27 protein-coding genes are annotated in these 24,579 nt (G+C 66.4%); 10 read left to right on the top strand and 17 right to left on the bottom strand.

Features of this window, described 5'->3' with window-relative positions:
• Positions 1 to 86: 86 nt before the first annotated feature.
• The 4 genes from QTH97_RS21825 to QTH97_RS21840 are packed head-to-tail and all read left to right on the top strand — an operon-like array spanning position 87 to position 3,911.
• On the top strand, positions 87 to 1,286 hold the full coding sequence (locus tag QTH97_RS21825) for an alpha/beta hydrolase family protein (protein WP_286570561.1): 1,200 nt from the start codon (positions 87 to 89) through the stop codon (positions 1,284 to 1,286).
• Entirely contained in the window at positions 1,283 to 2,263 is a 981-nt protein-coding gene (locus QTH97_RS21830; protein ID WP_286570562.1) for a Bug family tripartite tricarboxylate transporter substrate binding protein, read from the top strand. Before QTH97_RS21825 ends, QTH97_RS21830 begins: the two co-directional genes overlap by 4 nt.
• Before the next feature lie 50 nt (positions 2,264 to 2,313).
• The gene (locus QTH97_RS21835; protein WP_286570563.1) at positions 2,314 to 3,291 is read left to right on the top strand and encodes a Bug family tripartite tricarboxylate transporter substrate binding protein; all 978 of its coding nucleotides are present in this window, start codon (positions 2,314 to 2,316) and stop codon (positions 3,289 to 3,291) included.
• 38 nt (positions 3,292 to 3,329) lie between these two features.
• Positions 3,330 to 3,911, top strand: coding sequence for a cupin domain-containing protein (locus QTH97_RS21840; protein ID WP_286570564.1), 582 nt, complete (start codon positions 3,330 to 3,332; stop codon positions 3,909 to 3,911).
• A 69-nt stretch (positions 3,912 to 3,980) separates the two neighbouring features.
• Here the strand turns inward: QTH97_RS21840 and QTH97_RS21845 are convergent, their stop codons facing one another.
• On the bottom strand, positions 3,981 to 4,973 hold the full coding sequence (locus QTH97_RS21845) for an ABC transporter substrate-binding protein (RefSeq protein WP_286570565.1): 993 nt from the start codon (positions 4,971 to 4,973) through the stop codon (positions 3,981 to 3,983).
• Positions 4,974 to 5,159: 186 nt separating this feature from the next.
• Positions 5,160 to 5,825 carry a M48 family metalloprotease gene (locus QTH97_RS21850; protein WP_286570566.1) on the bottom strand — a complete coding sequence of 222 codons (666 nt, stop codon included), beginning with the start codon at positions 5,823 to 5,825 and terminating at the stop codon, positions 5,160 to 5,162.
• Positions 5,826 to 6,016: 191 nt separating this feature from the next.
• Between QTH97_RS21850 and QTH97_RS21855 the strand changes: the two genes are divergently transcribed.
• A complete protein-coding gene (locus QTH97_RS21855) occupies positions 6,017 to 6,328 on the top strand; it encodes a hypothetical protein (RefSeq protein ID WP_286570567.1) in 312 nt (103 codons plus the stop codon).
• Between the two features lie 60 nt (positions 6,329 to 6,388).
• Here QTH97_RS21855 and QTH97_RS21860 read toward each other — a convergent pair whose 3' ends face one another.
• From QTH97_RS21860 to QTH97_RS21875, 4 genes are all read right to left on the bottom strand, one after another.
• The gene (locus QTH97_RS21860; RefSeq protein WP_286570568.1) at positions 6,389 to 7,972 is read right to left on the bottom strand and encodes an MFS transporter; all 1,584 of its coding nucleotides are present in this window, start codon (positions 7,970 to 7,972) and stop codon (positions 6,389 to 6,391) included.
• A 359-nt stretch (positions 7,973 to 8,331) separates the two neighbouring features.
• The gene (locus QTH97_RS21865; RefSeq protein ID WP_286570569.1) at positions 8,332 to 9,300 is read right to left on the bottom strand and encodes a hypothetical protein; all 969 of its coding nucleotides are present in this window, start codon (positions 9,298 to 9,300) and stop codon (positions 8,332 to 8,334) included.
• A gap of 82 nt (positions 9,301 to 9,382) precedes the next feature.
• Positions 9,383 to 9,613: a hypothetical protein gene (locus QTH97_RS21870; protein ID WP_286570570.1), complete on the bottom strand. Its 231-nt coding sequence runs from the start codon at positions 9,611 to 9,613 to the stop codon at positions 9,383 to 9,385.
• A 334-nt stretch (positions 9,614 to 9,947) separates the two neighbouring features.
• A complete protein-coding gene (locus QTH97_RS21875) occupies positions 9,948 to 10,277 on the bottom strand; it encodes an XRE family transcriptional regulator (RefSeq protein ID WP_286570571.1) in 330 nt (109 codons plus the stop codon).
• On the opposite strand from QTH97_RS21875, the gene QTH97_RS21880 reads away from it, so the two are divergent.
• Positions 10,276 to 10,461 carry a hypothetical protein gene (locus tag QTH97_RS21880; protein WP_286570572.1) on the top strand — a complete coding sequence of 62 codons (186 nt, stop codon included), beginning with the start codon at positions 10,276 to 10,278 and terminating at the stop codon, positions 10,459 to 10,461. The two genes, QTH97_RS21875 and QTH97_RS21880, sit on opposite strands and share 2 nt — an antisense overlap.
• Before the next feature lie 194 nt (positions 10,462 to 10,655).
• Here the strand turns inward: QTH97_RS21880 and QTH97_RS21885 are convergent, their stop codons facing one another.
• The 7 genes from QTH97_RS21885 to QTH97_RS21915 all read right to left on the bottom strand — a co-directional run bounded on the left by QTH97_RS21885 (position 10,656) and on the right by QTH97_RS21915 (position 16,836).
• A complete protein-coding gene (locus QTH97_RS21885; RefSeq protein WP_286570573.1) occupies positions 10,656 to 11,363 on the bottom strand; it encodes a hypothetical protein in 708 nt (235 codons plus the stop codon).
• 400 nt (positions 11,364 to 11,763) lie between these two features.
• Entirely contained in the window at positions 11,764 to 12,396 is a 633-nt protein-coding gene (locus tag QTH97_RS21890; protein ID WP_286570574.1) for an isochorismatase family protein, read from the bottom strand.
• Complete coding sequence (locus tag QTH97_RS21895) at positions 12,386 to 13,441, bottom strand: 2,5-dihydroxypyridine 5,6-dioxygenase NicX family protein (RefSeq protein ID WP_286570575.1); 1,056 nt, start codon at positions 13,439 to 13,441, stop codon at positions 12,386 to 12,388. The genes QTH97_RS21890 and QTH97_RS21895 overlap by 11 nt, the downstream gene beginning before the upstream one ends.
• A 9-nt stretch (positions 13,442 to 13,450) precedes the next feature.
• Positions 13,451 to 14,278, bottom strand: coding sequence for an alpha/beta fold hydrolase (locus QTH97_RS21900; RefSeq protein ID WP_286570576.1), 828 nt, complete (start codon positions 14,276 to 14,278; stop codon positions 13,451 to 13,453).
• 16 nt (positions 14,279 to 14,294) lie between these two features.
• Positions 14,295 to 15,047, bottom strand: coding sequence for a maleate cis-trans isomerase family protein (locus tag QTH97_RS21905; RefSeq protein ID WP_444813461.1), 753 nt, complete (start codon positions 15,045 to 15,047; stop codon positions 14,295 to 14,297).
• Between the two features lie 33 nt (positions 15,048 to 15,080).
• The gene (locus QTH97_RS21910) at positions 15,081 to 16,052 is read right to left on the bottom strand and encodes an amidohydrolase family protein (protein WP_286570577.1); all 972 of its coding nucleotides are present in this window, start codon (positions 16,050 to 16,052) and stop codon (positions 15,081 to 15,083) included.
• A gap of 43 nt (positions 16,053 to 16,095) precedes the next feature.
• Entirely contained in the window at positions 16,096 to 16,836 is a 741-nt protein-coding gene (locus tag QTH97_RS21915; RefSeq protein ID WP_286570578.1) for a pirin family protein, read from the bottom strand.
• A gap of 102 nt (positions 16,837 to 16,938) precedes the next feature.
• Between QTH97_RS21915 and QTH97_RS21920 the strand changes: the two genes are divergently transcribed.
• On the top strand, positions 16,939 to 17,412 hold the full coding sequence (locus QTH97_RS21920) for a MarR family winged helix-turn-helix transcriptional regulator (RefSeq protein ID WP_286570579.1): 474 nt from the start codon (positions 16,939 to 16,941) through the stop codon (positions 17,410 to 17,412).
• 11 nt (positions 17,413 to 17,423) lie between these two features.
• Here QTH97_RS21920 and QTH97_RS21925 read toward each other — a convergent pair whose 3' ends face one another.
• The 4 genes from QTH97_RS21925 to QTH97_RS21940 are packed head-to-tail and all read right to left on the bottom strand — an operon-like array spanning position 17,424 to position 20,859.
• Positions 17,424 to 17,948: an aromatic-ring-hydroxylating dioxygenase subunit beta gene (locus QTH97_RS21925; protein WP_286570580.1), complete on the bottom strand. Its 525-nt coding sequence runs from the start codon at positions 17,946 to 17,948 to the stop codon at positions 17,424 to 17,426.
• A gap of 5 nt (positions 17,949 to 17,953) precedes the next feature.
• Positions 17,954 to 19,243 carry an aromatic ring-hydroxylating dioxygenase subunit alpha gene (locus QTH97_RS21930; protein ID WP_286570581.1) on the bottom strand — a complete coding sequence of 430 codons (1,290 nt, stop codon included), beginning with the start codon at positions 19,241 to 19,243 and terminating at the stop codon, positions 17,954 to 17,956.
• A gap of 11 nt (positions 19,244 to 19,254) precedes the next feature.
• A complete protein-coding gene (locus tag QTH97_RS21935) occupies positions 19,255 to 20,538 on the bottom strand; it encodes an NAD(P)/FAD-dependent oxidoreductase (RefSeq protein ID WP_286570582.1) in 1,284 nt (427 codons plus the stop codon).
• A 15-nt stretch (positions 20,539 to 20,553) separates the two neighbouring features.
• On the bottom strand, positions 20,554 to 20,859 hold the full coding sequence (locus QTH97_RS21940) for a non-heme iron oxygenase ferredoxin subunit (protein ID WP_286570583.1): 306 nt from the start codon (positions 20,857 to 20,859) through the stop codon (positions 20,554 to 20,556).
• A 376-nt stretch (positions 20,860 to 21,235) separates the two neighbouring features.
• Here QTH97_RS21940 and QTH97_RS21945 point away from each other — a divergent pair, with 376 nt between their 5' ends.
• The 3 genes from QTH97_RS21945 to QTH97_RS21955 are packed head-to-tail and all read left to right on the top strand — an operon-like array spanning position 21,236 to position 24,440.
• Positions 21,236 to 22,333: a TRAP transporter substrate-binding protein gene (locus QTH97_RS21945; RefSeq protein WP_286570584.1), complete on the top strand. Its 1,098-nt coding sequence runs from the start codon at positions 21,236 to 21,238 to the stop codon at positions 22,331 to 22,333.
• Positions 22,334 to 22,389: 56 nt separating this feature from the next.
• On the top strand, positions 22,390 to 22,950 hold the full coding sequence (locus QTH97_RS21950) for a TRAP transporter small permease subunit (RefSeq protein WP_286570585.1): 561 nt from the start codon (positions 22,390 to 22,392) through the stop codon (positions 22,948 to 22,950).
• Positions 22,947 to 24,440 (top strand): TRAP transporter large permease, encoded by a 1,494-nt coding sequence (locus QTH97_RS21955; protein ID WP_286570586.1) that lies wholly within the window; start codon positions 22,947 to 22,949, stop codon positions 24,438 to 24,440. Before QTH97_RS21950 ends, QTH97_RS21955 begins: the two co-directional genes overlap by 4 nt.
• Positions 24,441 to 24,579: the final 139 nt, after the last annotated feature.

Raw genomic sequence — 24,579 nt, forward strand, 5'->3', positions numbered from 1 at the left:
AGCCCATACCTCGCATCGGGAAGAACCATTCGTCACGCGCCACCCGTCTGACTAGCATCGGCGCGGCCCATCGAGACAGGAGACACATGTTCAAGTACTTCCCAACCAACTACGTCTGGAATCTGTCGGTCGACCTCGCCATCGAGATGGGTGCACGGATGGGCGAGATCGAGACCATGTGCGCCCCCTTGCAGGAGGCCGCGCGCCAGCCCGATGCGGCCGCCTCGGCCGCCTTCCGCGAGAGCTGGGAGTGCATGGCCGACCAGCTCGGCGAACTCGCGGCCGAGGACGAGGCCAGCGGCCGGCTGATTTCCGCGGGCGACAAGCTCGGGCGCGCCGCGACCTACCTGATCACCGCCGAGCGCCTGCAGGCCCACGGCGCACCCGGGCGCGAGGCGCTCTACCGACGCTTCCTCGACACCTTCGAGCGCGGCGTGCGGCTGGCCGGCGAGAACTGCGAGCGCGTCGAGATTCCCTATGGCGGCGCGCATCTGGCCGGCCTCTACGTCCGCGCCGAAGGCCTCGCGTCGGGCGCTCGCGCACCGATCCTCGTGCAACTGAACGGCCTGGATTCGACCAAGGAAATGAAGTACCGGGTCGGCCTTCCGCGCTGGCTCGCCCAGCGCGGCGTGGCATCGCTGGTGCTCGACCAGCCCGGCACCGGCGAGGCGCTTCGGCTGCACGGGCTCACGGCGCGATACGACAGTGAGCACTGGGCCAGTCGCGTGGTCGACTGGCTGCAAACGCGCGCGGGCGTCGATCCCGCGCGCATCGGATGCGAGGGCGTCTCGCTGGGCGGCTACTACTGCCCGCGGGCAGTGGCCATGGAGCCGCGCTTTGCCTGCGGCGTGGTCTGGGGTGCGAACCACGACTGGCGCGACGTGCAGAAGCGGCGGCTCGAGAAGGAAGGCAGCTTCCCGGTGCCGCACTACTGGTCGCATGTGTGCTGGGTGTGGGGCGCCCGGGACGTCGACGACTTCATGCGCATCGCCGAGGACGTGCATCTGGACGGCGTCGTCGAGCGGATTCGCGTGCCCTTCCTCGTGACGCACGGCGAGAAGGACTCGCAGATTCCGCTGAAGTGGGCCCAGCGCACCTTCGAGCAACTGGTGAACAGCCCCAGGCGGGAACTGAAAGTCTTCACCGACCGCGAGGGCGGTTCCCAGCATTCCAGCTTCGACAACTCGGCCAACGCCGGCGCCTACATCGCCGACTGGGTGGCCGAAACCCTGGGCGGGCGCACGGCGCTGCCCGCATTGCTGCCCACTTCGGAGACACGCGCATGAGCCACCGCAGATCCTTCCTTGCCACTGCCTTGCTGGCGGGCGTCGCGCCTCTTGCCGTGCGCCGCGCGTGGGCCGATGGCCCCTATCCCCAGCGTCCCATCAAGCTGGTCGTGCCCAACCCGCCGGGCGGCCCGTCCGACATCGTGGCGCGCTTCCTGGCCGAGTCGATGCGCGCGGAACTGGGGCAGCCCCTGGTGATCGACAACCGGCCGGGCGCCGCCGGGTTGATCGGAAGCGCGGCGGTGGCCAACGCGCCAGCGGATGGCTATACCGTTTTGGTGACCTCGCGTTCCAATCACATCGTCGCGCCCTTGGTGCAGCAGGGCGCGCAGGTCGATCCGCCGCGCGACCTTGCACCGGTCGGGCTGGCGTTGCGTGCAGTCGGCATCCTGGCGACGCCGGGCAGGTCGCCCTGGCGCAGCCTGCGCGATTTCATCGCGCAGGCCAAGGCCCAGCCTGGCAAGCTGTTCTACGGCAGCGCCGGGATCGGGGCCACCAACCACATCGCCATCGAGCAGTTCAAGGCGCTGGCCGGCATCGAGCTGGTCCATGTGCCCTACAAGGGCTCCGGGCCGCTCACCACCGGCCTGATGGCGGGTGAGGTGCAACTGGCGCTGCTGGACTTTTCTTCGGCACAACCCGGGCTCAAGGGCGGAACCATCGTGCCGCTGGCGCAGACGGCCGCGCGGCGGCTGGCTTCGATGAGCGACGTGCCGACGCTGGCCGAATCGGGCTTTGCCCGCTACGACCCATCGTTCTGGATCGGCCTCGCGGTGCCGCGCGCCACGTCGCCCGAGGTCGTCGCGCGGCTGAACAGGGCGCTCGACAGGGCCTTGGCCGACACGCAGATGAAGGCCCGTGCCCAGGTCAACGGGTGGGAACTGGTGGGCGGTGGGCCGCAGGTGCTCGAAGCGACCATCCGCCAGGACATGGCCGACTTCCCGGCGCTCGTGCGGCGCCTGGATCTGAGGGCCTGACGCTCACCGGCACAACCGACGACGGATCAATCAACAATGGAGACGAACCCATGACAACGAAGAACCTTTCCCGGCGACTACTGCTGGGCATGGCCGGCGCGCTGCTGGCAGCGGCAACTTTTTCCGCGAGCGCACAGTCGGCGTACCCATCGCGGCCGGTCAAGCTGATCGTCCCGTTCCCGGCGGGCACCTCGCCGGACGTGATCGCGCGCCTCTGGGGCGACGAGTTCTCCAAGGCAACCGGGCAGGCGGTCGTGGTGGAGAACCGTCCCGGCGCCAGCACCATCATTGCCGCGCAGGCCGCGGCGAATGCCGCACCGGACGGCTACACCTTGCTTTGGACGGTGAACAACACCTTCTCGATCAACCCCTACGTCTACAAGAAGCTCCCGTACAAGGTGGAGGACTTCGTTGCGGTGACGCGGATCCTCTCGGTGCCCTACGTGCTGGTCACCTCGAACGACTCGAAGATCCGCACCTTGCAGGACCTGCTCCGCGAGGCCAAGGCCAAGCCCGACGCGATGACCTATGCGAGCGCGGGCATCGGCCAGGGCACGCACGTGGCCATGGCGAGGCTGCTCGGCCAGGCCGGCGTCTCGATGACCCACGTGCCCTACAAGGACTATTTCCTGCCGGACGTGATCGCGCAGCGTGTCGACGTTGCCTTCGACGCCAGCACGGGCGCGATTCCGCAGGTGAAGGCGGGCAAGGTGCGGGCATTGGGCGTGTCGAGTGCGAAGCGCATCGATGGCCTGCCGGATGTGCCGGCCATCGCCGAGGTGCTGCCTGGTTTCGTCGGCGATTCCTGGCACGGCATCTTTGCACCCAAGGGGACGCCCGAGCCGGTGTTGGCGAGCCTGCTTGCGCAGTCGCAGAAGGTCGTTGCCATGCCGGCATTCCGGGCCAAGCTCGAAGGTTATGGCTTGACGCCGGTGGGCGAGCCACCGGAGGCCTTCCGGCATTTCCTGGGCGAAGATGCACGCGCCTGGGCCAAGGTGGTGAAGGACAACAACATCACCGCCGAGTGATTCGGCGCTGACATCTTTCATTCGAAAGGAGACCGCAGATGAGCTTTCCTCCCATCCACCGCGTGGTGACAGGGCATGACGACAAGGGCCGCGCCGTCGTGTCGAGCGACGGACCTCTTGCGACGGTGGTCGAACTGCAGGGCATCGAGGGTGTGGTGTTCCACGAGGTGTGGTCGACAGCGGGCACGCCCGCCGCCATCGACAATGGCCCGGACCCTACGCCTGGACCGCTGATGCTGCCCCCGCCGCGCAATGGCACGCGGGTCCGCTTCGTGGACATTCCGCCGGACACGCCCGAGCTGCTCTCGCGCAGCGCGGCGGACATGCAGGCCGGTTTCCAGGAGATCGGCGATGCCGGCGCCTCGACCGCGGGCGACGCTGCGCCGCATCCACTGATGCATCGCACCGAGACGGTCGACTATGGCATCGTGATCGAAGGCGAACTCACACTGGTGCTCGACAAGGGCGAGGTGGCGCTGAAGGCCGGCAGCGTCGTCGTGCAGCGTGGGACGAACCACGCCTGGGCCAATCGCTCGGACAAGCCGTGCCGGATGCTCTTCGTCTTGGTGGACGGAACGTACAACGAAGGCATGGCAACAACGCTTCGCGAGCGCAACTAGAAATCTGCCGAGCGACCGCCTGATTGCCGTGCGGCGCTTGGTTTCGAGCAATCCCGCCGAAAGTCCGCGTCACGACACGACAAAGTCGGCGTACTGTCTCAGCGCTTTGGAGAAGCTCACTCGCAAGATCCTGGCGGTCCTGGTATTCAAGGCCAGGACGTACTTGGTGCTCTGCTCCACTGGAAGATCCGCGGGCCGCTCGCCCTGAAGAATCCTGGCGACGAAGTAGGCGGCTCGGCTGAAACCTTCACGACCATCGGCGCCGTACGCCATCAGGCCTCCAAGCCAGGCGAAACCCGCGTAGCCCGCGATGGACGGCAGCCTTTGCGCAAGGCATTGCTCCGCGATGCGTCCCAGGTTGACACTGGTGCGCGGCTCCGTGAGCAGGGTGACCGCTGCGACGCCGGATTTCTTCGTGGCAAGAAGGGCCGAGTCGAGTTCGTCGATCGCGCCGACCTTGACTTCGACAAGCTCGACGCCCAGCTTCCCTGCGGCCGCCTCGGTGTTCCGCAATTCGAGGCGAGCGCGCGAGTTCGGGAACGTCAGCGCTGCGATGCGGTTGCTGCCGGGCACCGCCCCATGCAGCAAATCCAGGCGCTTTCCGGCGTGCTCGGCCGTGGGCATGTAGATGCCTGTCAGATTGCCGCCTGGACGAGCCAGGCTGTCGATCAGTCCGAATTCCACCGGATCGCCGAAGACGACAAACACGACAGGCACCGAGGAGGCCATGTCCTTGACGGCAAGGGCAATCGGTGACGCCATGGCCACGATCACATCCACCTTCATCGCGAGGAGTTGCTCGACGTGGTGGGCGAGGTTGACGCCGGTCCCTGTGAATCGGGATTCAATCGCCAGGTTCTGTCCCTCGGTCCATCCGAACCGGCGGAGGCTGTCGCGAAAGAGAGCCTCCCTCGAGCCGGGCCCGAAAGTCGTCGACTGCCCGCCCAGCCATATGACGCCGATTCGCCGTGAGTTCGGCCTGGTCCTCTGCGCGGACACGCCAAGGGGGGCGACCAAGGTGGCTGCTTTGAGCACGCGACGTCGACTGAGACCCACGGTCATATCGAATCACCTCCTTCGGCCGGGCACAGCCTGCGGCCTCCGACGCCCAGCGTCGCACACATCGAGGGATGAAAGGCGTTCGAGATTGTTACGTCCGCTCCGGGCAAGAACGTCGAACGACGGTCTGACGATCGTCGACCAGCGCAAGGCAAGGCGCCATGGGCGCGAAGAAGCGTCTGTTCGGCCTCAGGGCTGCACCGAACGCCCGTCGGGTGCCAGGGCACGCAATGCCGAGAGGCGCTTGCGCGTGCCCGGGTGCGTCGCGGTGTCGTTGCGCCAGCCGAGCGTCATGAAGGCCGCGAGCACATGCTGATCCGGCAGGTCCAGGGCGCGCAGCGTGCTCAGGGCGAAGGCGTCGGCTTCGAATTCCTGCCGATAGGCCAAGGCCGATGCGTCACGGCCCAGGCGGTCCGCGATGGCGTCGGTGTGTTGTTGCTCGACGGGGCCCGGCACCCATTTCGCGTAGACGAGGCCCATCTGCGACCAGTGATCGAGCACCACGTGTCCCAGTTCGTGCGCGAGGATGAAGATGCGCTCGCCTTCCGGCAGGTCTGCCAGGGCCACATTGGCCACCACGATGCGGCCTTGCAGCGTCTCGCCCACGATGTCGCCGCGCACGACGCGAAGCTCGACCTTCGAAAGGGCGGGACCCTTCAGGCCGCGCAAGAGCTTCTCGAAGGACTCGCGTACCTTCAGGGCGCGCGGGCTCGCGGCATCGGCGGGCGTCATGGCGTCGAGCTGCTTCTGGTGTGAGACCCGCAGCACCTCGACGATGTCCGGCGTCGGGCGTGCGTCCTCGCAGCGGGCCGCGCCGCAGGCCAGGATCATCCACATCATCAGCAGCCACCGCATCACACCCTCCGCTTGCTCCAGTGAAAGAGAAGAAAGAGAACTTTTTGCTGCGTCGCAACAAGCATGCCAGTCTGCTCGATACGACCACGACGCAACAGGGGATCAGTCCGAGTGAAGAAAGGTGGAGGGAAAGGCGATAGGGATTAGGTTGCACGCCCTACCGTCCCGCCCGCAGAATGCTGCATTGCACCATGGATACCCTTTCCGACAGTCTGATGCTGGGTCTCGACGATCTCGTGGCCGATGTCGCCTACGCGCGCCGCCACGAAGACCTCGGCCGCCTGGCCCTTCTGTGCTACTGCGAGTTGCGGCCGTGGGCCCGTCAGGCGCGGGAAGAACGCCTGGCCGAGCTCACGTGGGCCTTGAGCACACGTGCCACGCCCGGCAGCCGGGAACTGTTCCTGCGACGCGTCGACGTCGTCATCGAGGAACTCGAGGGGATATGTTGTCGCGCGGGACGGACGGTGACGGCCGAACTGCTGGTCGATGCCCGCACCCATTGACTCTCCCGATGTGCGCCCTGCGAAGGCGGGCTCCGCAGCCAGCCCTTCGAGCATGCGATTTCAGCGCTCGGCAATGTAGTGTTGCGTCGTCACCGGCACGCCGTCGCGCAAGAACACCTGGAGACGAGTTTCCATTTCCTGGTCGGCCAGCGTGGCCCGGGCGCGCTGGTGCAAGTATTCGGCCCACGAAGCGACGATGAAGCGCTCGATATAGCGCGACGGATCGCCCAGGTCGCGATAGACGCGCCATAGGGTGGCGCCGTCGCGCCGCCGCGAGGCGCGCAGCTGGGTCACGGCGGTCAGGAATTCCTCGGCTTCGCCGGCGCGGATGCAGTAGCAGATCTCCACCGACACGGGGCCATCTCCTGGCAGAGGCTGATCCTTGATGAAAAGTTCTTCCCAGAGCGCGACGGGGGTGACCTCCTGCGAGGCGCCCATGCGCAACGGCAGCCAGCGGGCAAGAAAAATGCCGCCCGTCATGGCAAGCGCTGCGATGCTCAAGGCGATAGCCAATCCAGTGATTCCGGAAACCGCGCCCCAGAACGCCGAGCCGATGGCGAACGAACCCAGCGCGCTGAGCGTGTGCAGGGCCACGGCGCGCGAACGCACCCAGGGAGGCGCGCTGGACTGCGTCGCGGTGTTGAAGGTGGCCATGACCGCCATCCATGCGGCGCCGCCGATGGCCAGCGCCACGAAGACCACGATGGGTATGCGCACGAACGCGGCGATCAGCATCACGGCCGCGAAAACCACGCATCCCAGTCCGACGAGGCGCTCCAGCCCCAGGCGCGCACGCAGCTTGCCCAGCACCAGGCCCGCCGCGACCGCGCCCGTGCCCAGGCATCCCATGAGGAAGCCGAATCCGGTGGCGCCCAGCTTGAGTTGCTGCGCCGCGATGGCCGGCAACAGCGCCCACAGCGCCGAGCCCGCACCGCTGTACGCGACGGTGCGCAGCAACTGCGCCAGGATCATGGGCGAGTGCCTGGCATAGCGCAGGCCCGCGATGGTGCCGCTCCACAGGCGCTCCGCCGGCAGGGGCGACTGCGCATGGGGGGCAGGGGGCCAGCGCCGCAGTGCCTGCATCATCACGAGGACGCTGACGGCGGCGATCACGAACACCCAGCCCGCACCCAGCCATGCGAAGACGAAGCCCGCGATGGACGGCCCCAGTGCGCGCGCGCTGTTCCAGGCGATGGACATCGCCGTGATGGCTTGCGGCATGTCCTCGCGCGGCACGGTGTCGGCCAGGCTGGTGTTCCAGGCGGGCGACAGGAGCGCCGTGCAGCAGCCGGCGGAAAAGGTGAACAGCAACAAGGTCCCCGGACCTGCCCATCCCGCCAACGCGAGCAGGGACAGGGCAAGGACGATGGCAACCTGAACGGCCAGCGCATTGAGGATCAGCCGCCGTCGGTCGGTGATGTCGGCCAGCACGCCTGCGGGCAGTGCCAGCAGGAACATGGGCAGGAACACCGCCGTCTGCACCAGCGCTGCGAGGAATGAGGAGCCCGTGAGCTCCACCATGAGCCACGAAGCCGCCATGACCTGCATGGCGTTCCCGGTGAAGTAGATGGCGCTGCCGGTCCACAGGCCCCGGAATGCCGGCAGACGCAACGGGGACCAGAGGGAGTGGGACGCGACGGACATCGAAGGACTTTGCCCGATTATGGGCTGAGCCTCAGACGGGCGTTGCGGCTTGAGTGGCTGCTCGACCTGGGCTTCAACCCGGGACCTGCGGAGTTACCGTCCCGACCAAGGCCCTGCGTACGCACCTGTTGCTTGATCGGAAGCCAAGGCCCAAGAGCTGGATGCATGGGTCGCTGCCGGGCGATGTCGACCCGCCGAGGTCACGGCTTCAGGCGCGACCGGGCGGGCCGCGCTCGAAGCGTGCGCGACCCTGCCCAGGGCCATGCCAACGCGCTAGAACGGGCGAGGGTCCATCCAGATGACGACGAGCCCGATCAGGAAGAGGACGCCCAGGAGGATCACGAGCCGGACCAGCATGCTCAGAAGATGGACTTGTCGCCGATCATGATGGCGCGAATCCACGCCTTCTTGTTCGTCGTGGTGCCGGAATCGCCGAGATTGAAATCGAGCGCCGGCGTGATCCCGCCGGGCACTTCGGTGGTGGGGTTCGGGAAGTTCCAGATGCAAGCATCCGGGTAGGCCGCGATCAGGCCGCCGAGCGAGTAGGCGCCGAGGCCCGAGAGCGCGCCGTTCAGGAGGGGCGTGGCCGGCGCCGCCGGGAAGGGCTTCGAGCCGGTCCGGAACCAGCGCACGTCGGCCGGCGCCGCCGAATAGCGGAAGTAGCCGTCAGCGGTCGCAACGGGCGCCATATCGGGCGCGCTCGTGATGAGGTTCAGGTAGCTGAGGCCATCGCAAGCCGGGCTCACGGTGATCGTCACATACAGGTCTTCGGGGATCGTGGTGTCAGCGCGGGCCGGCGTATTGAGCTTGGCCTCGAAGCTGATCCCCGGATAGTCGGAGAGTTTGAGCTTGTGCAGCAGCGACAGGCCGTAGACGGCCTTGTTGCCGAGAACGCCGTTGTTCTTGCTCGGGTTCTGCGCCTTCAGCGCGGCGATGGTGGCAAGCTGGACCGCCGGCGCGCCGCTTTCCTCCACGAGGCTGGCGCTCGCGGAGTTGTCCGAGAAGTTCGCCGAGCAGGCCGGGAGGTCGGCGCCCGTGCGCGCGCAATCGGCGTCCTTCCACGTCTTCGGCGGCGCCGGCGGTGCGGGAGGTGCGGGAGGCGCCGGCGGCGCGGGGGGATCGACGACCTCCGGCAACGGTTCCGGCGCCGGGGCCGGCGCTTCGGTCGCCGGGGCCGGTGTCTCGACGACCGACGCGGGCGCTTCCGCCGAGGGTGAGGCCGAGGGGGAGGGAGCGGGCGCCGGGACGAAGCCGTTCGAGCCTCCTCCGCCGCAAGCGGCGAGCGTCAGGACGAGCGCAGTCGCGATCAATGGTTTGGTGGTGTACATGGTTTTCTGGGTTTCTTCGTATCCGGGGAAAAGCCCCCGGCCATAGCCGCCCGTGGCACGCTGCGGCTAGAGCCGGAAGCCGTCAGGCGTAGTCGATATCGCGTTCGTCAACGATGCAGCCTCGACGGCCCTTGGCGTATCGGCTGACGCGCTCGGCCTGTTCGCGCGTGGCGAAGGCCTCGATGCTTGGCTCGCCGCCGAGGCGATTGCCGAAATGCTCGGGCGGCTGATCCGCATGCGGGAAGCGCCGCAGGCAATAGAAGCCGGCGAGCGTGGGATGTGGCGCGGGCTGCCATTCAGTGGGCGCGGGCATCAGCAGTCCCTGGGCAAATTCGCTTGGATCCGTCCGACGAGCTCGCCGCGCCTTGGTGTCGGAATCTCCCCGCGGGATCGCCAGGGGGTTGCATTGCGCAACTCGACAGCGTCAGCTTCCGTAGGGACGTCCGGCCTGAACTCCAAGGTAGCGACAGAAGGGCATGTCTCACTGGCTGCAGCAGACGCAGCAACGCAGACGCCGAGCACCACTGCCGGCATGAACCTGTTCATTTCGTTTCTCGCACTTGCGGGCAACATCGCCCGCGTATGCACTCAGCTGTGGTGCATACGTCGACGTGAGTTGTTGGCAGCTCCGCTGCGGAGCTCGAGCCTCAAGAGGCTTCGTTGCGCTGGCGGTAGCGTGGCTCGGGCCGCGGCGGCGGCTCGGCGTCCTGGTTCCAGAGCGCGCCGAAGCTCGCCATGTACGCCACCACGCGCTCGATCTCTTCCTCGCTGAGCACCTGGAACGCCGCCATGAAGAAGGCGCGCGTGACGCTGATCTCGCGGGGACTCTGACCCCCCGTGTGCTTTCGCCACTGCTCGGGCTGCACGGCGAACAGGCGCGCCATCTCGTAGGCCGTGAGACCGAAGTGCTCCTTGAGCAGCTGCAGGTCCTTGGGCGTCGGCGCCTGGTAGTCGTTGACCGGGGGAGTGATCCGCATGCTGGCCGGCACGGGCGCTGGGTCGTCGCGCGAGGCCGTCACCAAGGCCTTGCTGTCGGGAGTGCTGGATTCATCGGTGGACGTCCTTGAAGGGTTGAGGGCGCTGCGTCATCGCTGCACCACGGGACGAATTTTACCGACCCTTTGGGTCGTCTATCCAATAGTCGAGCAAAATGCTCCGTGAACGAGTTGGCAGTTCGACCGCTGTTCGAGGCTCTGGTGCGTACGCCCAGTCCGTTGAGCGGGTCGCCGGCCCGATGGCCGGTGCTGATCGCTCTGTGGCGCACGGTGTCGCGCTGAGGCGCCTGCGATCATGACCGGCAGCGCCAGGAGCGCAAAGTCAGGTCCGCTCGGCTCAAGGCTCCAACGGGCCCAGCATCACGGTTCGACCACCCCCGCTGCGCTCGCCTGGGCTGCGTCCTTCATCCATGCCAGGAAGCCCATCATCCGGGGCACCGAGTCCGCCGGGTGCACGTCCGCCGACAAATAGGCATTCATGTGGTTGTAGTTGCCTTCGGCATAGCGCGCGAAGCGACCCAGGTGGACGAATTCAGGCGCTGCGATGCCATGCTCTTTCAGCCAGTCCAAGGCGTCCTGAAAGACGCCGGGCGAGGTCCCCATGTTCTTCGTCGGGAACGACGACGTGACCATCAGGCAGGTCGGCTTGAACCGGTCTGCGTCCACGCCTTCGGAGTAGATTGTCCTTGCGGCCACTCTGCACGCCGAGGTCATCCAGGGCGCCCAGGTCAGGGACTCGCCGAGCCCGCCGAGTTCGATCAAGCCTGCCCACCGGCCCTCCCTGATCCGCACCAGGACGACGTTGCGAAGCTTGATCGTGTAGATGCGGTCGCCGCTGGGAGCGATCGAAGCGCTCCCCTTCGCGGCGATCACCCGCCACTCGGAGCCGGGAGCGGGCAGCACCACCTTCGACAGCCCGAAGTCGATCTCGCCGTCTGGCACCGACGCGCCGATCTCGAGTCGCTCGAACGGTGCGGATCGCGCACAAGGCGCAAGCAGCGCGGTCGCGATGCCAAGCAGCACGGCACCAACGGCGGTCGAGCTTCTCTTGCGCTCAGGCACGCGCATGGACATCGAATGATGGCGGGAAAGAAATCGTCCCGGTTTGTTGCATGAAGGCGTTCGCATTCTCGCCCCCGCAGGGGTCTCTGCCGCGAAGCGGATCAGACAGTCATCCATAGCGGGTGCATCCAACGCCACGAGAGTCGGGAGGGACTCGATTGTTGTCGAGGTTGCGGTGAGTGCACACACGCTCACGAGCGCGATCTCTCGCGTTGGCCCTGCGTGGGTCGTGCACTTGGCGTGATCGCCGCAAGCGCCCGTTGAGAACCGAGAGCTTCGACGCGGGCCCGACCGACCCTTCATGGCCCCTTGCGTGAGGGTGGGGCGTCGTCGGTGCACCGTCAGAGCCGCGCGCAGCCCATCTTCGGGCTGCGCGAGGATCGGGTGTCCGTGCCTCTTCTGCAACTTACGGGTTGCTGACCTTCTCCAGCGCGGCCAGCGCAATGTCACGCGTCATCACGGCCGCGTACTTCTGCCCCATGTCGAACAGGCTGGCATCGTGAGGCGCGATGGCGCGGTCACCGACGCAGTCGGCAACGACGAGCGGCCTGAAGCCGTGGGACATCGCATCCACCACGCTCGCTCGCACGCATCCGCTGGTGACGGCACCGGCCACCACGAGGGTCTGAACGCCACGCTGGCTCAGCCATGCCGCCAGCGAGGTTCCGAAGAAGGCCGACGGGACGGTCTTGCGCACGACGAGTTCGCCCGGCAGCGGAGCCAGTTGCGGCACGATCGCGCTGCGGGGGTCATCCTCTTTCAGCGTGAGCATGCCGGGCACCTTCAGGGAGAAGATGTTGTGGTCTGCGCCATCGTCGGCGTAGACGATGCGACTGTGCGCAATGGCCCACCCGCGTGCCCTGGCAGCTGCCAGGAGCGCCACGGTGTGGTCGATCGCCTGGGGAATGTTGCCGCCGCCGAAGACCGCCGGATCCGCGAAGCCATTGACGAAGTCGACGATCAGCAGGCCTGCCGGTGCGCGCAGTTCGAGCGCCGCTCCGAATCCCTGGCGTTCGTAGGTCTTGATTTCAGCGTGCATCGCGCTTCTCCTCGCCGTCCATGACCTTGCCCTCGCGCACCATCTCCCGGCCATCGAGCCTGACCGTGCATTTGCGCAGAGGGATGTCGATATGGCAGGCCGTCGTTCGCTTGCCCCCCGCCTCGTTGTTGGGCCCCAGCGAGAAAAGGAAGTTGCCCTCGTAGGCTCGCGCGTCCATGCCGATGGTGGCCTCCCGGTCGTACAGGCCGAGCGTGGACCAGCGGGCCCGCGGTTGCAGCCCCCAGCCGATGTGGGAGATCGCGTAGGCCTCGGGGTCCTTGAAAGAGGCCATGTAGTCGCCGAGCAACTCCGCATCGACGCCGCCTTCGATCCTGGTGGCGTAGCCGTTCTCGACGGTGAGCACGATCGGCTCGGAGACGTAGGACTTCTGCGGCAACAGGATGTCGCCACGGTCGATCACGATGCGCCCATGGGCGCCGCCTTCATCCGGCCAGGTCAGCGCGAAGCCGCTCGGCCAGTGGTCCCAGCGCCCGGGTTCGTCGACGAAGCCGTATTCGCTGATCGCCGGAAACTCTCCCATCCTGCAGCGCAGGTCGGTGCCGGCCGCGGAGACGACGTGCATCTCGCGCGAGGCAGCGATGCGGGCGGCCGCTGACTTGACCCGCGCCCGATCCGCCAGAGTCGGCACCATCCGCACCAGCACCTCCGGCGGTTCGACCGCCAGCAGGATCTTCGTCCCGCCCGCCAGGATGTCGTGCTGTTCCGCAGAGAACAGCAGCGTCATCAGGTCCAGCACCAGGTCGCTGGCCTTGAGTGCGGCGATGGCGGCCCTGTTGCCCGTCAGCGGGGTCGTGCCCAGGTAGGCGAGGCTGTCGCGGCTCAAGGCCTTATCGGCGTTCACCGGCGGCAGATCGAGCCGATTGACGATGGCACCCATCTGCTGGGTCGCAATGAGTGCACTGGACAGGGTTTGCGGGTGCGTTGCCGAACTGGTCAGGATGGTGACGGTCTGGCCCGCTTCCAGTTTGGAGAGCGTCAACACCTGCTTCCAGGCGTCGATCAGCTGATGGTCGCTCACAGGCATGGAAATCTCCTAGTGGTCGTTGGCGACCCCGCCGAGCGGTGCGCCGAGGAAGTTGCCGAAAGCGCTCAGGAAACCCGTCTCGTCGTCCCACGGGATCATGTGCCCCGCGTCAGGCACGCGCACGGTCCTGATCGACGGCACGAGGCGCCCGATCTCGTCGATGTCCTCGGCGCGAATCACGTCGCCGCGGCCGGCCACCATCAGCAGCGTGGGCACCTTGACATGCGGCAGGTCGGCGTGGACATCGTCCTCGTGGAAGCCGTTGTAGGAGGCGACGATGGCGCGCTCGTTGCAGGTGTGCAGCCATTCGGAGCGCAGTTGAAGCTGGCTGTCGGTCCAGGTGGGGGAGAAGGGGCGCAAGGCTTCCATGCCGGCGCCGTCGCGCATCAGCCGGATCGAGTCGATGTACCAGTCCAGCTTGGCCGGGTAGGGGCGGCGTCCCGGACCCGAGACAGGGGGATCGACGAGGACCAGGCGCTCCAGTCCATCGGGATGGTGCCGCGCGGCGCGCACGCCGATGCGCGCGCCCATCGAGTGCCCGACCAGCGCATAGCCTTCCAGGCCGAGCACGCGGGCGAATCCCCCGACGTCTCCCGCGCAGGCATCGAGCCCGTAGTCGAGCGCGTCGGAGGCTTCGGACAGGCCACGTCCCCGCACATCCAGCACATAGGTGTCGAACTGCTGGCCGAAGTGCTCCGCCACGAACCCCCAGGTCACGGCAGGACTGGTGATGCCGGGCACCAGGATGACCGGTCGACCCTTGCCGCCGTATCGCAGGTAGTGCTGGCGGATGCCGTTCGCGTGCAGGTTCGCGCCATAAAGGAAAGTGCTCTTCATTGCTTCCTTCTCCGTCTCAGTACGCGCCGGACAGCAGCGCACCCGCGCCCGGAACCACCGGCTCGAGGTCCAGCGCCTTCAGCATGGCGTAGGTCGTGGCGATCGCTGCCGTGACGACCGGCTTGCCGGTCATGGCTTCCACCTTGGCGACGGAAGGCAGCGACGGCATCTGCACGCAGGCGGACAGCACGATGGCGTCGACGCCATCGGTGTGCATGCCGGCAACGATCTCCGGCAAGCGGGCCGGGTCGTGGCGACCGACCGCGAGGTTGTCGGGGATCTCCAGCGCTCGCCAATCCACGACCTCGACGCCTTCGTTGCGGATGTAGTCCACCACCAGCTCCGTCAGCGGTTTCATGTACGGTGCCACCAGGGCGATGCGCCGGGCACCGATCACCTGGAGGGCGTCGACCAGGGCGCCGGCGCTGGTCACCACGGGTGCGTTGCCGTCATTGGCCTGCGTGTGCTCGCGCAGGCGCTTCTCCGACGCACGGTGGTAGCCGTGCCCCATCGACATGATGGCCACCAGACAGGCGTAGCCCAGGACGTCGACGCGCGCATCGCTCAACTCGATGGCGCAGCGGTCGGATTCCGCGTCCATGGCCGCCAGTTCTTCCTTCTTCACGGTCTTCATGCGCATCCGGCTGGAGTGGAAGGTGAAGCGCTCCGGACGGATTTGCTCGCGCAGCCGCAGCATCGCGGGGATCTCGGTTTCCATGGTCGTGTTGGAACTCGGCACGATCTGGCCGATGCGGTAGGTCTTGGACACAGGGGCTCCTTGTCGGTTGAAGTGGGGACGCGATCAGGCCGCGTTCAGTTTGAGAAGGCGTTCGGCATTGCCGTGGCACACCAGGTGCCGCGTGCGGTCGTCCATCGGCGCCGACTCGATGAAATCGGCAGCGACGGCGGTCGATTCGTAGGGGTAGTCGACCGAGAACATCACGGCTTCCTCGCCCAACTCCGCGATGGCACCGGCCAGGGCGGCACCGGAGCAGACGCCGGAGGTCGTGATGACGATGTTGCTGCCGATGTATTCGGACGGCGCCCGGTGCAGGCGGATGCCGTGCGGGTACGCACCGAAGCGGCTGTCGAATCGCCAGCGCTGGAAGGGCAGGCCCTCGCCCATGTGGCCCAGGATCACCTTGAGTTTCGGGAATCGATCGAAGACGCCACTGAAGAGCAGGCGCAGGGCGTGGGTCGCGGTCTCGACGCCCCAGCCCCAGGTCGCTCCCGTCAGTTCGGCATGCCCCGCGAAGGACGCGGGTACCGCCGGAAAGTCGATGGGATGCAGGTAGAGCGGAACGTCCAGCGCCTGGAAGCGCTCCCACACGACGTCGAAGGCGGGATCGTCGTAGTAGCGGCCTTGGGTATGGCCGTTCACCAGCGCCCCCTTGAATCCCAGCGCCACCACCGCACGCGTCAGCTCTTCGGCAGCGGCTTGCGGACTCTGCATGGGAAGTGTCGCGAAGCCGGCATAGCGCGTGGGATGGCGCGCGACCTGGCTCGCCAGGAAATCGTTGTTGTCCTTGGCGCTGGCGATGGCCGCGTGGGTGTCGAGTTCGCCCTGCACCCCCGGCCCGGTCTGGGACAGGACGGTCACGGCGATGCCGGCGCGATCCATTTCCGTGAGGCGCAACTCGTCGAAGTCGGCCAGGCGACTCGCGAGCTCGGCGTAGGTGGCCTTGTCGATGTGCTGCAGAAAGGTCTTGGAGTAGCGCTCGAAGCCAGGCGCCATGAAGTGCTCTTCCAGGGCGATCTTGCGAATTCGGTTCATTGGGGAAGTTCTCCGCGTGAGGTAGAAGGGGTGGAGGAAGGCGTTAGAGATCGAACAGCAGGACCTCGGCGTCGGCCGAGGCGGCGATGAGCGCGAGGTGTTCGCGGTGCGTGAAGCGCAGGCCATCGCCCGCGCGCAGCAGCAATCCAGGGTCGACCTGGACTTCGCCGGACACGACGTGCAGGTAGCCCAGCCGATGCTGTGCCAGCTGGTAGTCGAGTTCGCCGTCGATGGCGGGGCGGCTGGCGAAGATCACGGCGTTCTGCTGGACCGTTGCCGATCCTTCCCGCCCGTCTGGCGAGGCGATGGGGCACCAGCGTCCCAGCGTGTCTTCTTCGTCCACACGCGTGAGGGCGCAGCCGGGATTCACGCCGCGCGTGCGCGGGTACAACCAGATCTGCAGATGTCGCTCGGGCTCGGTTCGCGACGCGTTCATCTCGCTGTGCTCGATGCCGGTGCCTGCACTCATGCGCAGGATCTCGCCTCGCCCGAACTCGAAGTCATTGCCGAGGCTGTCGGTGTGATGGATGCGGCCCTGGAGCGGATAGGTCAGCGTCTCGATGTCGCGATGCCCATGGCGCGCGAAGCCGCCGCCCGGCGCGACCCAATCCTCGTTGAGTGCGCGCAGCGACCCCCAGTGCACGTGGTTGGGATCCTGATAGTCGGCAAAGGAGAAACTGAAGCGGGCTTGCAGCCATTCGTTCTCCATCGCGCCGCGCAGATGCGCGCGGCGCACCTGCTGTTCCGCGAGGATTCGCTGTGTCGAAGGCGCTGCTTTCTGCACGGGTCTATACAATCTTCAGTGTGCTAACAAACGGGACGAGATGTGGCATCCAGGAAGCGTGAATCAGCCCCAGAGCCTGCTGCGCCGAACGCGGCGATCGGCATGACGACGGTCGATCCGGCAAAGGAATTGCTCTTCGCCCGTCCCGGCTTTCTGGTGCGGCGCCTGCACCAGATCCACGTGGCCATGTTCTTCGAGGAGTGCCAATCGCAGAACGTGACGCCCGTGCAGTACGCGATCCTGACGGCGCTGTCGGTGATTCCCGACCTCGACCAGACTTCGCTGGGCCAGGAGGTCGGGCTCGACCGCACGACCACCGCCGACGTCGTCAAGCGGCTCGAGGATCGCGGCCTGGTCGTGCGCCGGCCGAACCCGGCCGACAAGCGGCTGCGTCACGTGCGCCTGACGCCCGCAGGCGAGACCGTCGTCGAATCCTTGCGCGGCGACATGGCGAGGGCGCAGGAGCGCCTGCTGGCGCCCTTGCGCCCGGCCGAGCGCACCATGCTCATGGACCTGATGCGCATCCTGGTCGAGGCGAACAACCAGTACAGCCGCACCGTGCTGCGGGCGATCTGAGGCCTCGGGCTTCACAGGGGGTACACCACGTCGTTGGCGATGATGGTGGAGTCGTAGATGGCCTGCCGCTCCTTGAGGAGCAGGCGGCCGTCGACCTGCACGAAGGTGTCGTAGTAGCTGCCGGCCATGTGGACCGTGCTCGGGCCTTCGACCAGGGTCTGCAGCAGCACGAAGTTGGCCTGGGCCTGGATCTCGCCCGCCTCGGACTCCGCCGTCACACGCGTGTTCGTCACCAGGTGCAGGTTGTAGCGCGGCGCGAACATCTGCGTCCTGGCGATGGCCACGGCGCGGTCATGCATCATGTTGCGGCCGTGCGCATACACCAGGCCGACGGGCATCCGAAGTTCCGCGTTCTCGCGGGCGGTGACGCGGTAGATGCCGTCCTCGGTGAAGAACTCCGGCCAGTCCTCGACGCTGCCGGTGTCGAGCACGGCGCAGTAGTCGGCGTTGAACTCCTCCACCGCGAGACGCAGCTCGCGCGCGCGCGCTCCTGCGATGGTGCGTTCGCGGAACAGCGATTGAGTGAATGCTTTCATGGCGCTCAGAACCCCATCACTTCGCGGTAGTAGCTGTACATGGCCCGGATGGCGCTCTCCGAGATCAGCGAGTTGGCCGTGCCGACGTTGCCGGCATCGAGCTTGAGCACGTTGGTGTCGGTGCTGGAGCGGCGCACGCCCTCCTGCACGAACTTCATGGCTTCGTTGTCCTCCAGGCCCAGGAAGCCGGAGGGGCCCATCAGGTTGCCCTGGCGCAGGCGGTGCTGCGTCATCTCCTCGGTGTCGTCTTCATAGCCGAACATGGTCCAAAGCATCAACATGCTGTTGGGACCGTTGGGAACGATCTGCCGCACGCCCAGGGTGTTCATTTCGCGCTGGACGATCAGGTTGGGCCAGATGGTCTGCATGGTGACCGACCAGGGCGAGTCGAACTCCTTGACGAACTCCAGGAAGCGGTCGTCGCGCAAGCGCATGCCTTCATGGAAGGAGCGCATCTCCTTCTTGTTCTCGTCGCTCACGGCGGCGTACTTGTCTTCCTTCTTGGCAGACGCCATGGTGCCGTGGCGACCATGCACCGGGTCGGCGATCATGGCGGCGTCGTTGCCGGCGACCAGCAGGCCGAACACCACCAGGAACGAATGCAGCAGCGTCGCGTGGTAGGGGTCCTTCAGGTTCTCGTGGTACATCTTCCAGTTGCAGGGCAACTCGTTCTTGTAGTAGCCGAGCACCTTCAGGCCCTTGCCCGGGAACACCACGTCGAAATCCTTCAGGATCTCCGGGGTCATGTAGTCCTCGAGGGACTCCATCTCCGGGCTGTAGGACGCGAAGACCACGCCGTGGCGAGTCGCCACGTGCAGCTTGCGCAGGCCGTGATCCTCGTTGCGGAAGTCCTTGGGCATGCCGCCCTGGCGGTTGACCCCGCGCTTGAACGGGACGCCCTGGAGATTGCCCTTGAGGTCGTATGACCACTGGTGGTAGGGGCAGACGAACTCGGTGGCGTTGCCCTGGCTGTGCCGGCAGAACTCGGCACCCCGATGGGCGCAACGATTCTCGAACACGTTGACGGACCCGTCCTGCGCCCGCGAGACGACCACGGGCGTCGCGCCGACATAGGAGCGCTTGAAGTCGCCGGTGTTGGGGATCTCGGCCTCGAGCGCGACGTAGTTCCACGATCGGCCCCGGAAGATCCTGTCCATCTCCCGGTCGTACACGGCTTCGCTCGTGTAGATCCAGTCCGGAATGAAATGCAGGGCGTCCGCGGGCCATTGGCAGTTCGCCAGCTCGGCATCCTTGGCTCGGGGTGTGCGGTCGATGATCGCGTGGGTGCTGTACATGGGGGCTCCGGTCAACTGAGGGCGAGGGTGGCCGCGGCGGCCTGTGCGTCGCGCACGGCTTGCCGCAGGGGAATCGAAGGATCGGTGAGCGCGGCCGGGTCGCAGGGCGTGCCCTGGTCGACCAGGCTGCGCAGCGGCCGCACGTCGGCGCCGGCATTGACGGCGATGACATGCCGCACGCGTGCCTCGCCATCCGCTCCGATCAGGACGAACCGGGGTGCCGGAACGTCGGCCCGGACTTCCCCGCGCACGTGATAGCGAAGGCCGGCGCGCGGCAGGCCGACCATCTGGATGTTGCAGTCGAACTGGTCCGTCCAGAACCAGGGAGTCGCGGCGGCCTCGGTCGGCACGCCGAGCATGGCGGCGGCGGCGATGCGTGCCTGTTCGTTGGCGTTCTGCCAGGATTCCAGGCGGAGTTCTTCGCCCAGGAGCGGCTGGTGTTGGCTCGTGCAGTCGCCGGCGGCAAAGACATGGGTGGCGCTGGTTCGGCATTGCGCGTCGATGCGGATGCCGCCCGTCTGCGGATGCAGCGCCAGCCCGCTCGACGCGGCCAGCCCGACCGCGGGGCTTTGGCCGATGGCGACCAGCAGCTGCGAGGCCTGGTGGCGACGGCCGTCGCCGAGTGTCAGTGCGATGTGCCCGGCGGCAGGCTCGATGGCCGTGCAGTTCGTTCCGAGGCGCAGGTCGACGCCGGCATGTTCGGCCCGTTCGGCCAGCCAATGGGAAAACGCCTCGGGCACGGCACGCGCCAGTACCCGTGGCGACGCCTCGATCACCGTGACTTCCAGCCCCAGCGCGCGCGCGGTGGACGCGACTTCCAGCCCCAGGAAGCCGGCGCCGAGCACGGTCAGGTTCGTCTCGCTTTGCAGTGCGCCGCGCAGTGCCTGCGCGTCGGCCAAGGTCCGGATGTAGTGCACACGCGGCGTTCCGGGTGGCAGGGCGGGCAGGGCGCGCGCGCTGCCACCGGTCGCGATCAACGCCTGGCTGAACGCAATGCGCTCGCCACTGCTGCAGTGGGCGACGGCATGGGCGGTGTCCAGCGAAGCGACCTGCACGCCGACCCGCAACTCGATGCCCTTCTCCGCGTAGAAGCCCGCGGCATGAATGCCGACCTGGCCATCCTTGGCGGCGTCGGTCAGCACGGCCTTGGACAGAGGCGGTCGTTCATAGGGCAGGTGAGGTTCATCGCCGACGACCACGATGCGGCCCTCATGGCCGAGGGCACGCAGCGTGGCCGCCGCGGTCGCCCCGGCCTGTCCGGCGCCGATGATGAGGATGGGAAGAGCGTTCGTCATGGGGCGAGCGCGCTCTCAGGCATCGACGAGGACGTCCTCGCCCTCGACGCGAACGGGATAGACGCGGATGGCCTGGGTAGCGGGTGCGCACCGGGCCTGGCCCGTGCGCAGGTCGAACTGCGCCTGATGCAGGGGGCACTCGACGCAGCCGTCCTCCACATAGCCGTCGGACAGCAGGGCGTACTGGTGCGTGCAGACGTTGTCCGTCACGTGGAATTCACCCCCGCTTCGAAACAGGGCCAGCTGGGCCTCGCCGACGTTGATCGGCATCACTTCGTCTTCTTGCAACTGGCTGGTGGCGGCGATCCTGATCCATGTCATGGCCTGGCTCCTTTGAAACGTACACTGACTCGATATGTTCAGTGTACTGAATATAAATCGAGCGTGGCAAGCATTTTTTGTGAGCGCTTCGATCACCATCAAAAAGAAGATGTCGCCTTGATGGGAAATCACGGGTCAGGCGTGAAATCAGGGAAATCACCAATGAAGACGTTGCACTTCATTCGTGCGCGAGCGCACAGGATGCGCTCATGCAAGGGGCGTCGAAGGGCGATCCTGGTGCGTTGAGCGACTTCCGTGAAAATGTCGTTGACACTGCATATTTAGCTCAGCATACTGACGACTTATGGGCGCTTCGATCCGTTTCGAGCGACCCATGACCCCTCCCGATTGGCCCTCACCTCACCAGGATCGATTCATGCAACGACGTCGCTTTTTCCAGAAGACGGGGGCCGCAGCCGGCCTCGCGTCGCTCGCCATTCCTGCCTTGGCCCAGACCGCACCCGCCGTGAAGTGGCGCATGTCGACCAGCTGGCCCAAGAGCCTGGACACGATGTATGGCTCGGCGGAGCACCTGTGCAAGCGCGTCGCCGAACTCACCGACGGCAAGTTCACCATCCAGTGTTTTGCCGGTGGCGAGATCGTGCCGCCGCCACAGAACATGGAAGCCGTCAGCAACGGAACCATCGAGGTCAACCATGTGCTGGCCTCCGCCTTCGTCGGCAAGAACACGGCGGTGGCCTTCGACACGGGACTGCCCTTTGGCCTGAACGCCCGCCAGCACAACGCGTGGATGCAGTTCGGCGGCGGCATGGCGTCGCTGCGCGAGATGTACAAGAAGATGGGCATCACCAACTTCGTCTGCGGCAACGTCGGTGTGCAGATGGGGGGCTGGTACCGCAAGCCCATCAAGAGCGTTGCCGATCTCAACGGATTGAAGATGCGCATCGGCGGCATCGGCGGCATGGTGATGTCCAAGCTCGGCGCCGTGCCCCAGCAGATTCCGGCGGCGGACATCTATCCGTCGCTCGAGAAGGGCACCATCGACGCGGCCGAGTGGATCGGCCCCTACGATGACGCGAAGCTGGGCCTGAACAAGGTTGCGCCGTACTACTACTCGCCGGGTTGGTGGGAGGGCAGCGCCTCGATCACCGCGATGGTCAACGCCAAGGCCTGGGATGCCTTGCCTGCGCAATACAAGGCCGCCTTCGAATGCGCCTGCAACGAGCAGACGATGAAGATGGTCGCCGACTACGACAACCGCAATCCCGAAGCCATCAAGAAGCTGGTAGGCCAAGGGGCGAAGCTGTCCTATTTCCCCAAGCCGGTGATGGACGCCGCGTTCAAGGCGTCGAACGACCTGATGAACGAACTGGCCGAAGCGAATCCCGACTTCAAGGCGATGCTGCCGGGCTGGCTCAAGTACCGCCGCGACCAGGCCAGCTGGTTCCGCGTGGCCGAGGCCGAACTGGACAACTACACCTTCGCCAACGTCACCGGAAGCGCCAGCAAGTAGATGGTCGATGGCAAGGGCGCCCCGAGAGGCGCCCTGCAGAGAACGATAGGCCCCCCATGAAACACCTCCCACCGGTCCACGGCGCCCTGCCAGCCTGGGTGCGCGGCATCGATCGCCTGACCGATCTCGCGGGCGCGATAGCCCAATGGGCGCTTCTGCTCGCCTGCGTCATCAGCGGCGGCAACGCCATGGTGCGCTACGTCATCGGCACGAGTTCGAACGGCTGGCTGGAGATCCAGTGGTATCTCTTCGGCGCCGGCGTGATGCTGGGTGCCGCGCAGGTGCTGCGGCTCAACGAGCACGTGCGCGTGGATCTCTTCTATGGCCGCTGGAAGGCGCGCGCTCAGGTGCTGCTGGACCTGTTTGGCCTGGTGGTCTTCCTGCTGCCCATCATGGCCCTGCTGACCTGGCTGTCGTGGCCGCTGTTGGTCGACATGATCAGCTCCGGCGAGACGTCCCCCAATGCCGGCGGCCTCATTCGCTGGCCCGCGATGGTGCTGCTGCCGCTGGGCTTCGGCCTGCTCGTGCTGCAGGCCTTCAGCGAGATCGCCAAGCGCGTCCTGTGGCTGCAGGACCGGTACGAAATGAACACCCACTACGAAAAGCCCCTGCAATGAGCCTCGAAGCCTTTCCGCCGTTGATGTTCGCGGCGCTGGTGGCCGTGCTGCTGCTGGGTTTCCCGGTGGCGTTCTCGCTGGCGGCCCTGGGTGTGGCCAGCGGCGGCGTTGCCATCTACATGGGCTGGTTTCCAGCCGGATTCATCGCCGCGCTGCCGTTGAACGTGTTCGGAATCCTGTCGAACGACCTGCTGCTGGCGATCCCCTTCTTCACCCTCATGGGTTGCGTGCTGGAGCGGTGCGGCCTGGCCGAGGACATGCTCGACTCGATGGGCCAGCTGTTCGGGCCGGTGCGTGGCGGCCTCGGGTATTCGGTCATCATCGTCGGCTTCATCCTGGGAGCGATCACCGGTACCGTGGCCGGGCAGGTGATTGCCATGGCGATGATCTCGCTGCCGGTCATGATGCGATACGGCTACAACATGCGCTATGCCACCGGGGTGCTGGCGGCATCCGGAACCATCACCCAGATCGTGCCGCCATCGCTGTGCCTGATCGTGCTGGCAGACCAGCTCGGGCGCTCGGTCGGCGACATGTACAAGGGCGCTTGGGGCCCGGCCCTCATCCAGGTCTTTCTCTTCGCGCTCTACACCTTCCTGTTGGGGCGCTTCCGGCCGCAGGACGTGCCCGGCATCCCCAGGGAAGCCCGAACGCTGACCGGGTGGGCATTGTGGGCCAAATGCCTGCGCGGCATCATCCCGTCCGCCTTCCTGATCTTCGCGGTCTTGGGAAGCATGGGCGGCTTGCCCGGCATCGACAACGCCATCGCCACCCCGACCGAAGCCGGCGCCATGGGGGCACTCGGAGCATTCCTGCTGGCGGCCATTCACCGCCGCCTGAGCTGGCCGCTGCTGCAAAGCGCCATGACCGCGACCATGCGCATGACGGCGATGGTGGTGTTCATCCTGATCGGCTCGCGGGCCTTCTCGCTGGTGTTCCAGGGGGTCAGCGGCGGCGTGTGGATCGAGCACATGCTGGCCGATCTTCCGGGCGGGCAGATCGGCTTCCTGATCGCCGTCAACATCTTCATCTTCTTCCTGGCGTTCTTCCTCGACTTCTTCGAGATCGCCTTCATCATCCTCCCGCTGCTCGGGCCCGTGGCGCAGAAGCTGGGCATCGACCTGGTCTGGTTCGGCGTGCTGATCTGCGTGAACATGCAGACGAGCTTCATGCACCCGCCCTTCGGCTTCTCTCTGTTCTACCTGCGCGGCATCTCCGACACCTTGCACAAGGAAGGAAAGCTGCCGCGCAAGGTGCTGTCCAAGGACATCTACCTGGGCGCCATCCCGTGGGTGGCGATGCAGCTGATCCTGGTCGCCGTGGTGATCTTCGTGCCGCAGACGGTCACTGCCTTCCTCGACAAGGAGGCCGTGGTCGATACCGACAAGGTGAACCTCAACTTCCAGACCACGCCCCAGCGATCCGAGGAGCCCGCCGAACGCGACGATCCGTCCAAGCTCTTCGGCAGCCCCAGCAGCGAAACCCAGTAGCCGATCGAGGGAATCATGGAACCAACGCAATCCGCACGCGCGAACCGGCCATCGCGGCAAGGCCAGAATCGACATGCCGCGCATGAGGGGGGCCGCTTCCCCTGCACGTGGCCGACGCGATCGGCCCATCTGCCCCATC

The sequence above is a fragment of the Variovorax gracilis genome (genome assembly GCF_030317115.1).
GTDB classification, from domain to species: Bacteria; Pseudomonadota; Gammaproteobacteria; order Burkholderiales; family Burkholderiaceae_C; genus Variovorax; species Variovorax gracilis.

Bases quoted from the DNA above. Each gene is read 5' to 3' on its own strand.
- QTH97_RS21880 (WP_286570572.1), top strand. From the start codon at position 10,276: ATGCTGGCCGGCACGGGCGCTGGGTCGTCGCGCGAGGCCGTCACCAAG.
- QTH97_RS21925 (WP_286570580.1), bottom strand. From the start codon at position 17,948: ATGAAAGCATTCACTCAATCGCTGTTCCGCGAACGCACCATCGCAGGA.
- QTH97_RS21830 (WP_286570562.1), top strand. From the start codon at position 1,283: ATGAGCCACCGCAGATCCTTCCTTGCCACTGCCTTGCTGGCGGGCGTC.
- QTH97_RS21935 (WP_286570582.1), bottom strand. From the start codon at position 20,538: ATGACGAACGCTCTTCCCATCCTCATCATCGGCGCCGGACAGGCCGGG.
- QTH97_RS21855 (WP_286570567.1), top strand. From the start codon at position 6,017: ATGGATACCCTTTCCGACAGTCTGATGCTGGGTCTCGACGATCTCGTG.
- QTH97_RS21840 (WP_286570564.1), top strand. From the start codon at position 3,330: ATGAGCTTTCCTCCCATCCACCGCGTGGTGACAGGGCATGACGACAAG.
- QTH97_RS21885 (WP_286570573.1), bottom strand. From the start codon at position 11,363: ATGCGCGTGCCTGAGCGCAAGAGAAGCTCGACCGCCGTTGGTGCCGTG.
- QTH97_RS21895 (WP_286570575.1), bottom strand. From the start codon at position 13,441: ATGCCTGTGAGCGACCATCAGCTGATCGACGCCTGGAAGCAGGTGTTG.
- QTH97_RS21845 (WP_286570565.1), bottom strand. From the start codon at position 4,973: ATGACCGTGGGTCTCAGTCGACGTCGCGTGCTCAAAGCAGCCACCTTG.
- QTH97_RS21870 (WP_286570570.1), bottom strand. From the start codon at position 9,613: ATGCCCGCGCCCACTGAATGGCAGCCCGCGCCACATCCCACGCTCGCC.
- QTH97_RS21930 (WP_286570581.1), bottom strand. From the start codon at position 19,243: ATGTACAGCACCCACGCGATCATCGACCGCACACCCCGAGCCAAGGAT.
- QTH97_RS21900 (WP_286570576.1), bottom strand. From the start codon at position 14,278: ATGAAGAGCACTTTCCTTTATGGCGCGAACCTGCACGCGAACGGCATC.
- QTH97_RS21835 (WP_286570563.1), top strand. From the start codon at position 2,314: ATGACAACGAAGAACCTTTCCCGGCGACTACTGCTGGGCATGGCCGGC.
- QTH97_RS21940 (WP_286570583.1), bottom strand. From the start codon at position 20,859: ATGACATGGATCAGGATCGCCGCCACCAGCCAGTTGCAAGAAGACGAA.
- QTH97_RS21920 (WP_286570579.1), top strand. From the start codon at position 16,939: ATGACGACGGTCGATCCGGCAAAGGAATTGCTCTTCGCCCGTCCCGGC.
- QTH97_RS21860 (WP_286570568.1), bottom strand. From the start codon at position 7,972: ATGTCCGTCGCGTCCCACTCCCTCTGGTCCCCGTTGCGTCTGCCGGCA.
- QTH97_RS21950 (WP_286570585.1), top strand. From the start codon at position 22,390: ATGAAACACCTCCCACCGGTCCACGGCGCCCTGCCAGCCTGGGTGCGC.
- QTH97_RS21910 (WP_286570577.1), bottom strand. From the start codon at position 16,052: ATGAACCGAATTCGCAAGATCGCCCTGGAAGAGCACTTCATGGCGCCT.
- QTH97_RS21955 (WP_286570586.1), top strand. From the start codon at position 22,947: ATGAGCCTCGAAGCCTTTCCGCCGTTGATGTTCGCGGCGCTGGTGGCC.
- QTH97_RS21865 (WP_286570569.1), bottom strand. From the start codon at position 9,300: ATGTACACCACCAAACCATTGATCGCGACTGCGCTCGTCCTGACGCTC.
- QTH97_RS21850 (WP_286570566.1), bottom strand. From the start codon at position 5,825: ATGCGGTGGCTGCTGATGATGTGGATGATCCTGGCCTGCGGCGCGGCC.
- QTH97_RS21875 (WP_286570571.1), bottom strand. From the start codon at position 10,277: ATGCGGATCACTCCCCCGGTCAACGACTACCAGGCGCCGACGCCCAAG.
- QTH97_RS21945 (WP_286570584.1), top strand. From the start codon at position 21,236: ATGCAACGACGTCGCTTTTTCCAGAAGACGGGGGCCGCAGCCGGCCTC.
- QTH97_RS21825 (WP_286570561.1), top strand. From the start codon at position 87: ATGTTCAAGTACTTCCCAACCAACTACGTCTGGAATCTGTCGGTCGAC.
- QTH97_RS21890 (WP_286570574.1), bottom strand. From the start codon at position 12,396: ATGCACGCTGAAATCAAGACCTACGAACGCCAGGGATTCGGAGCGGCG.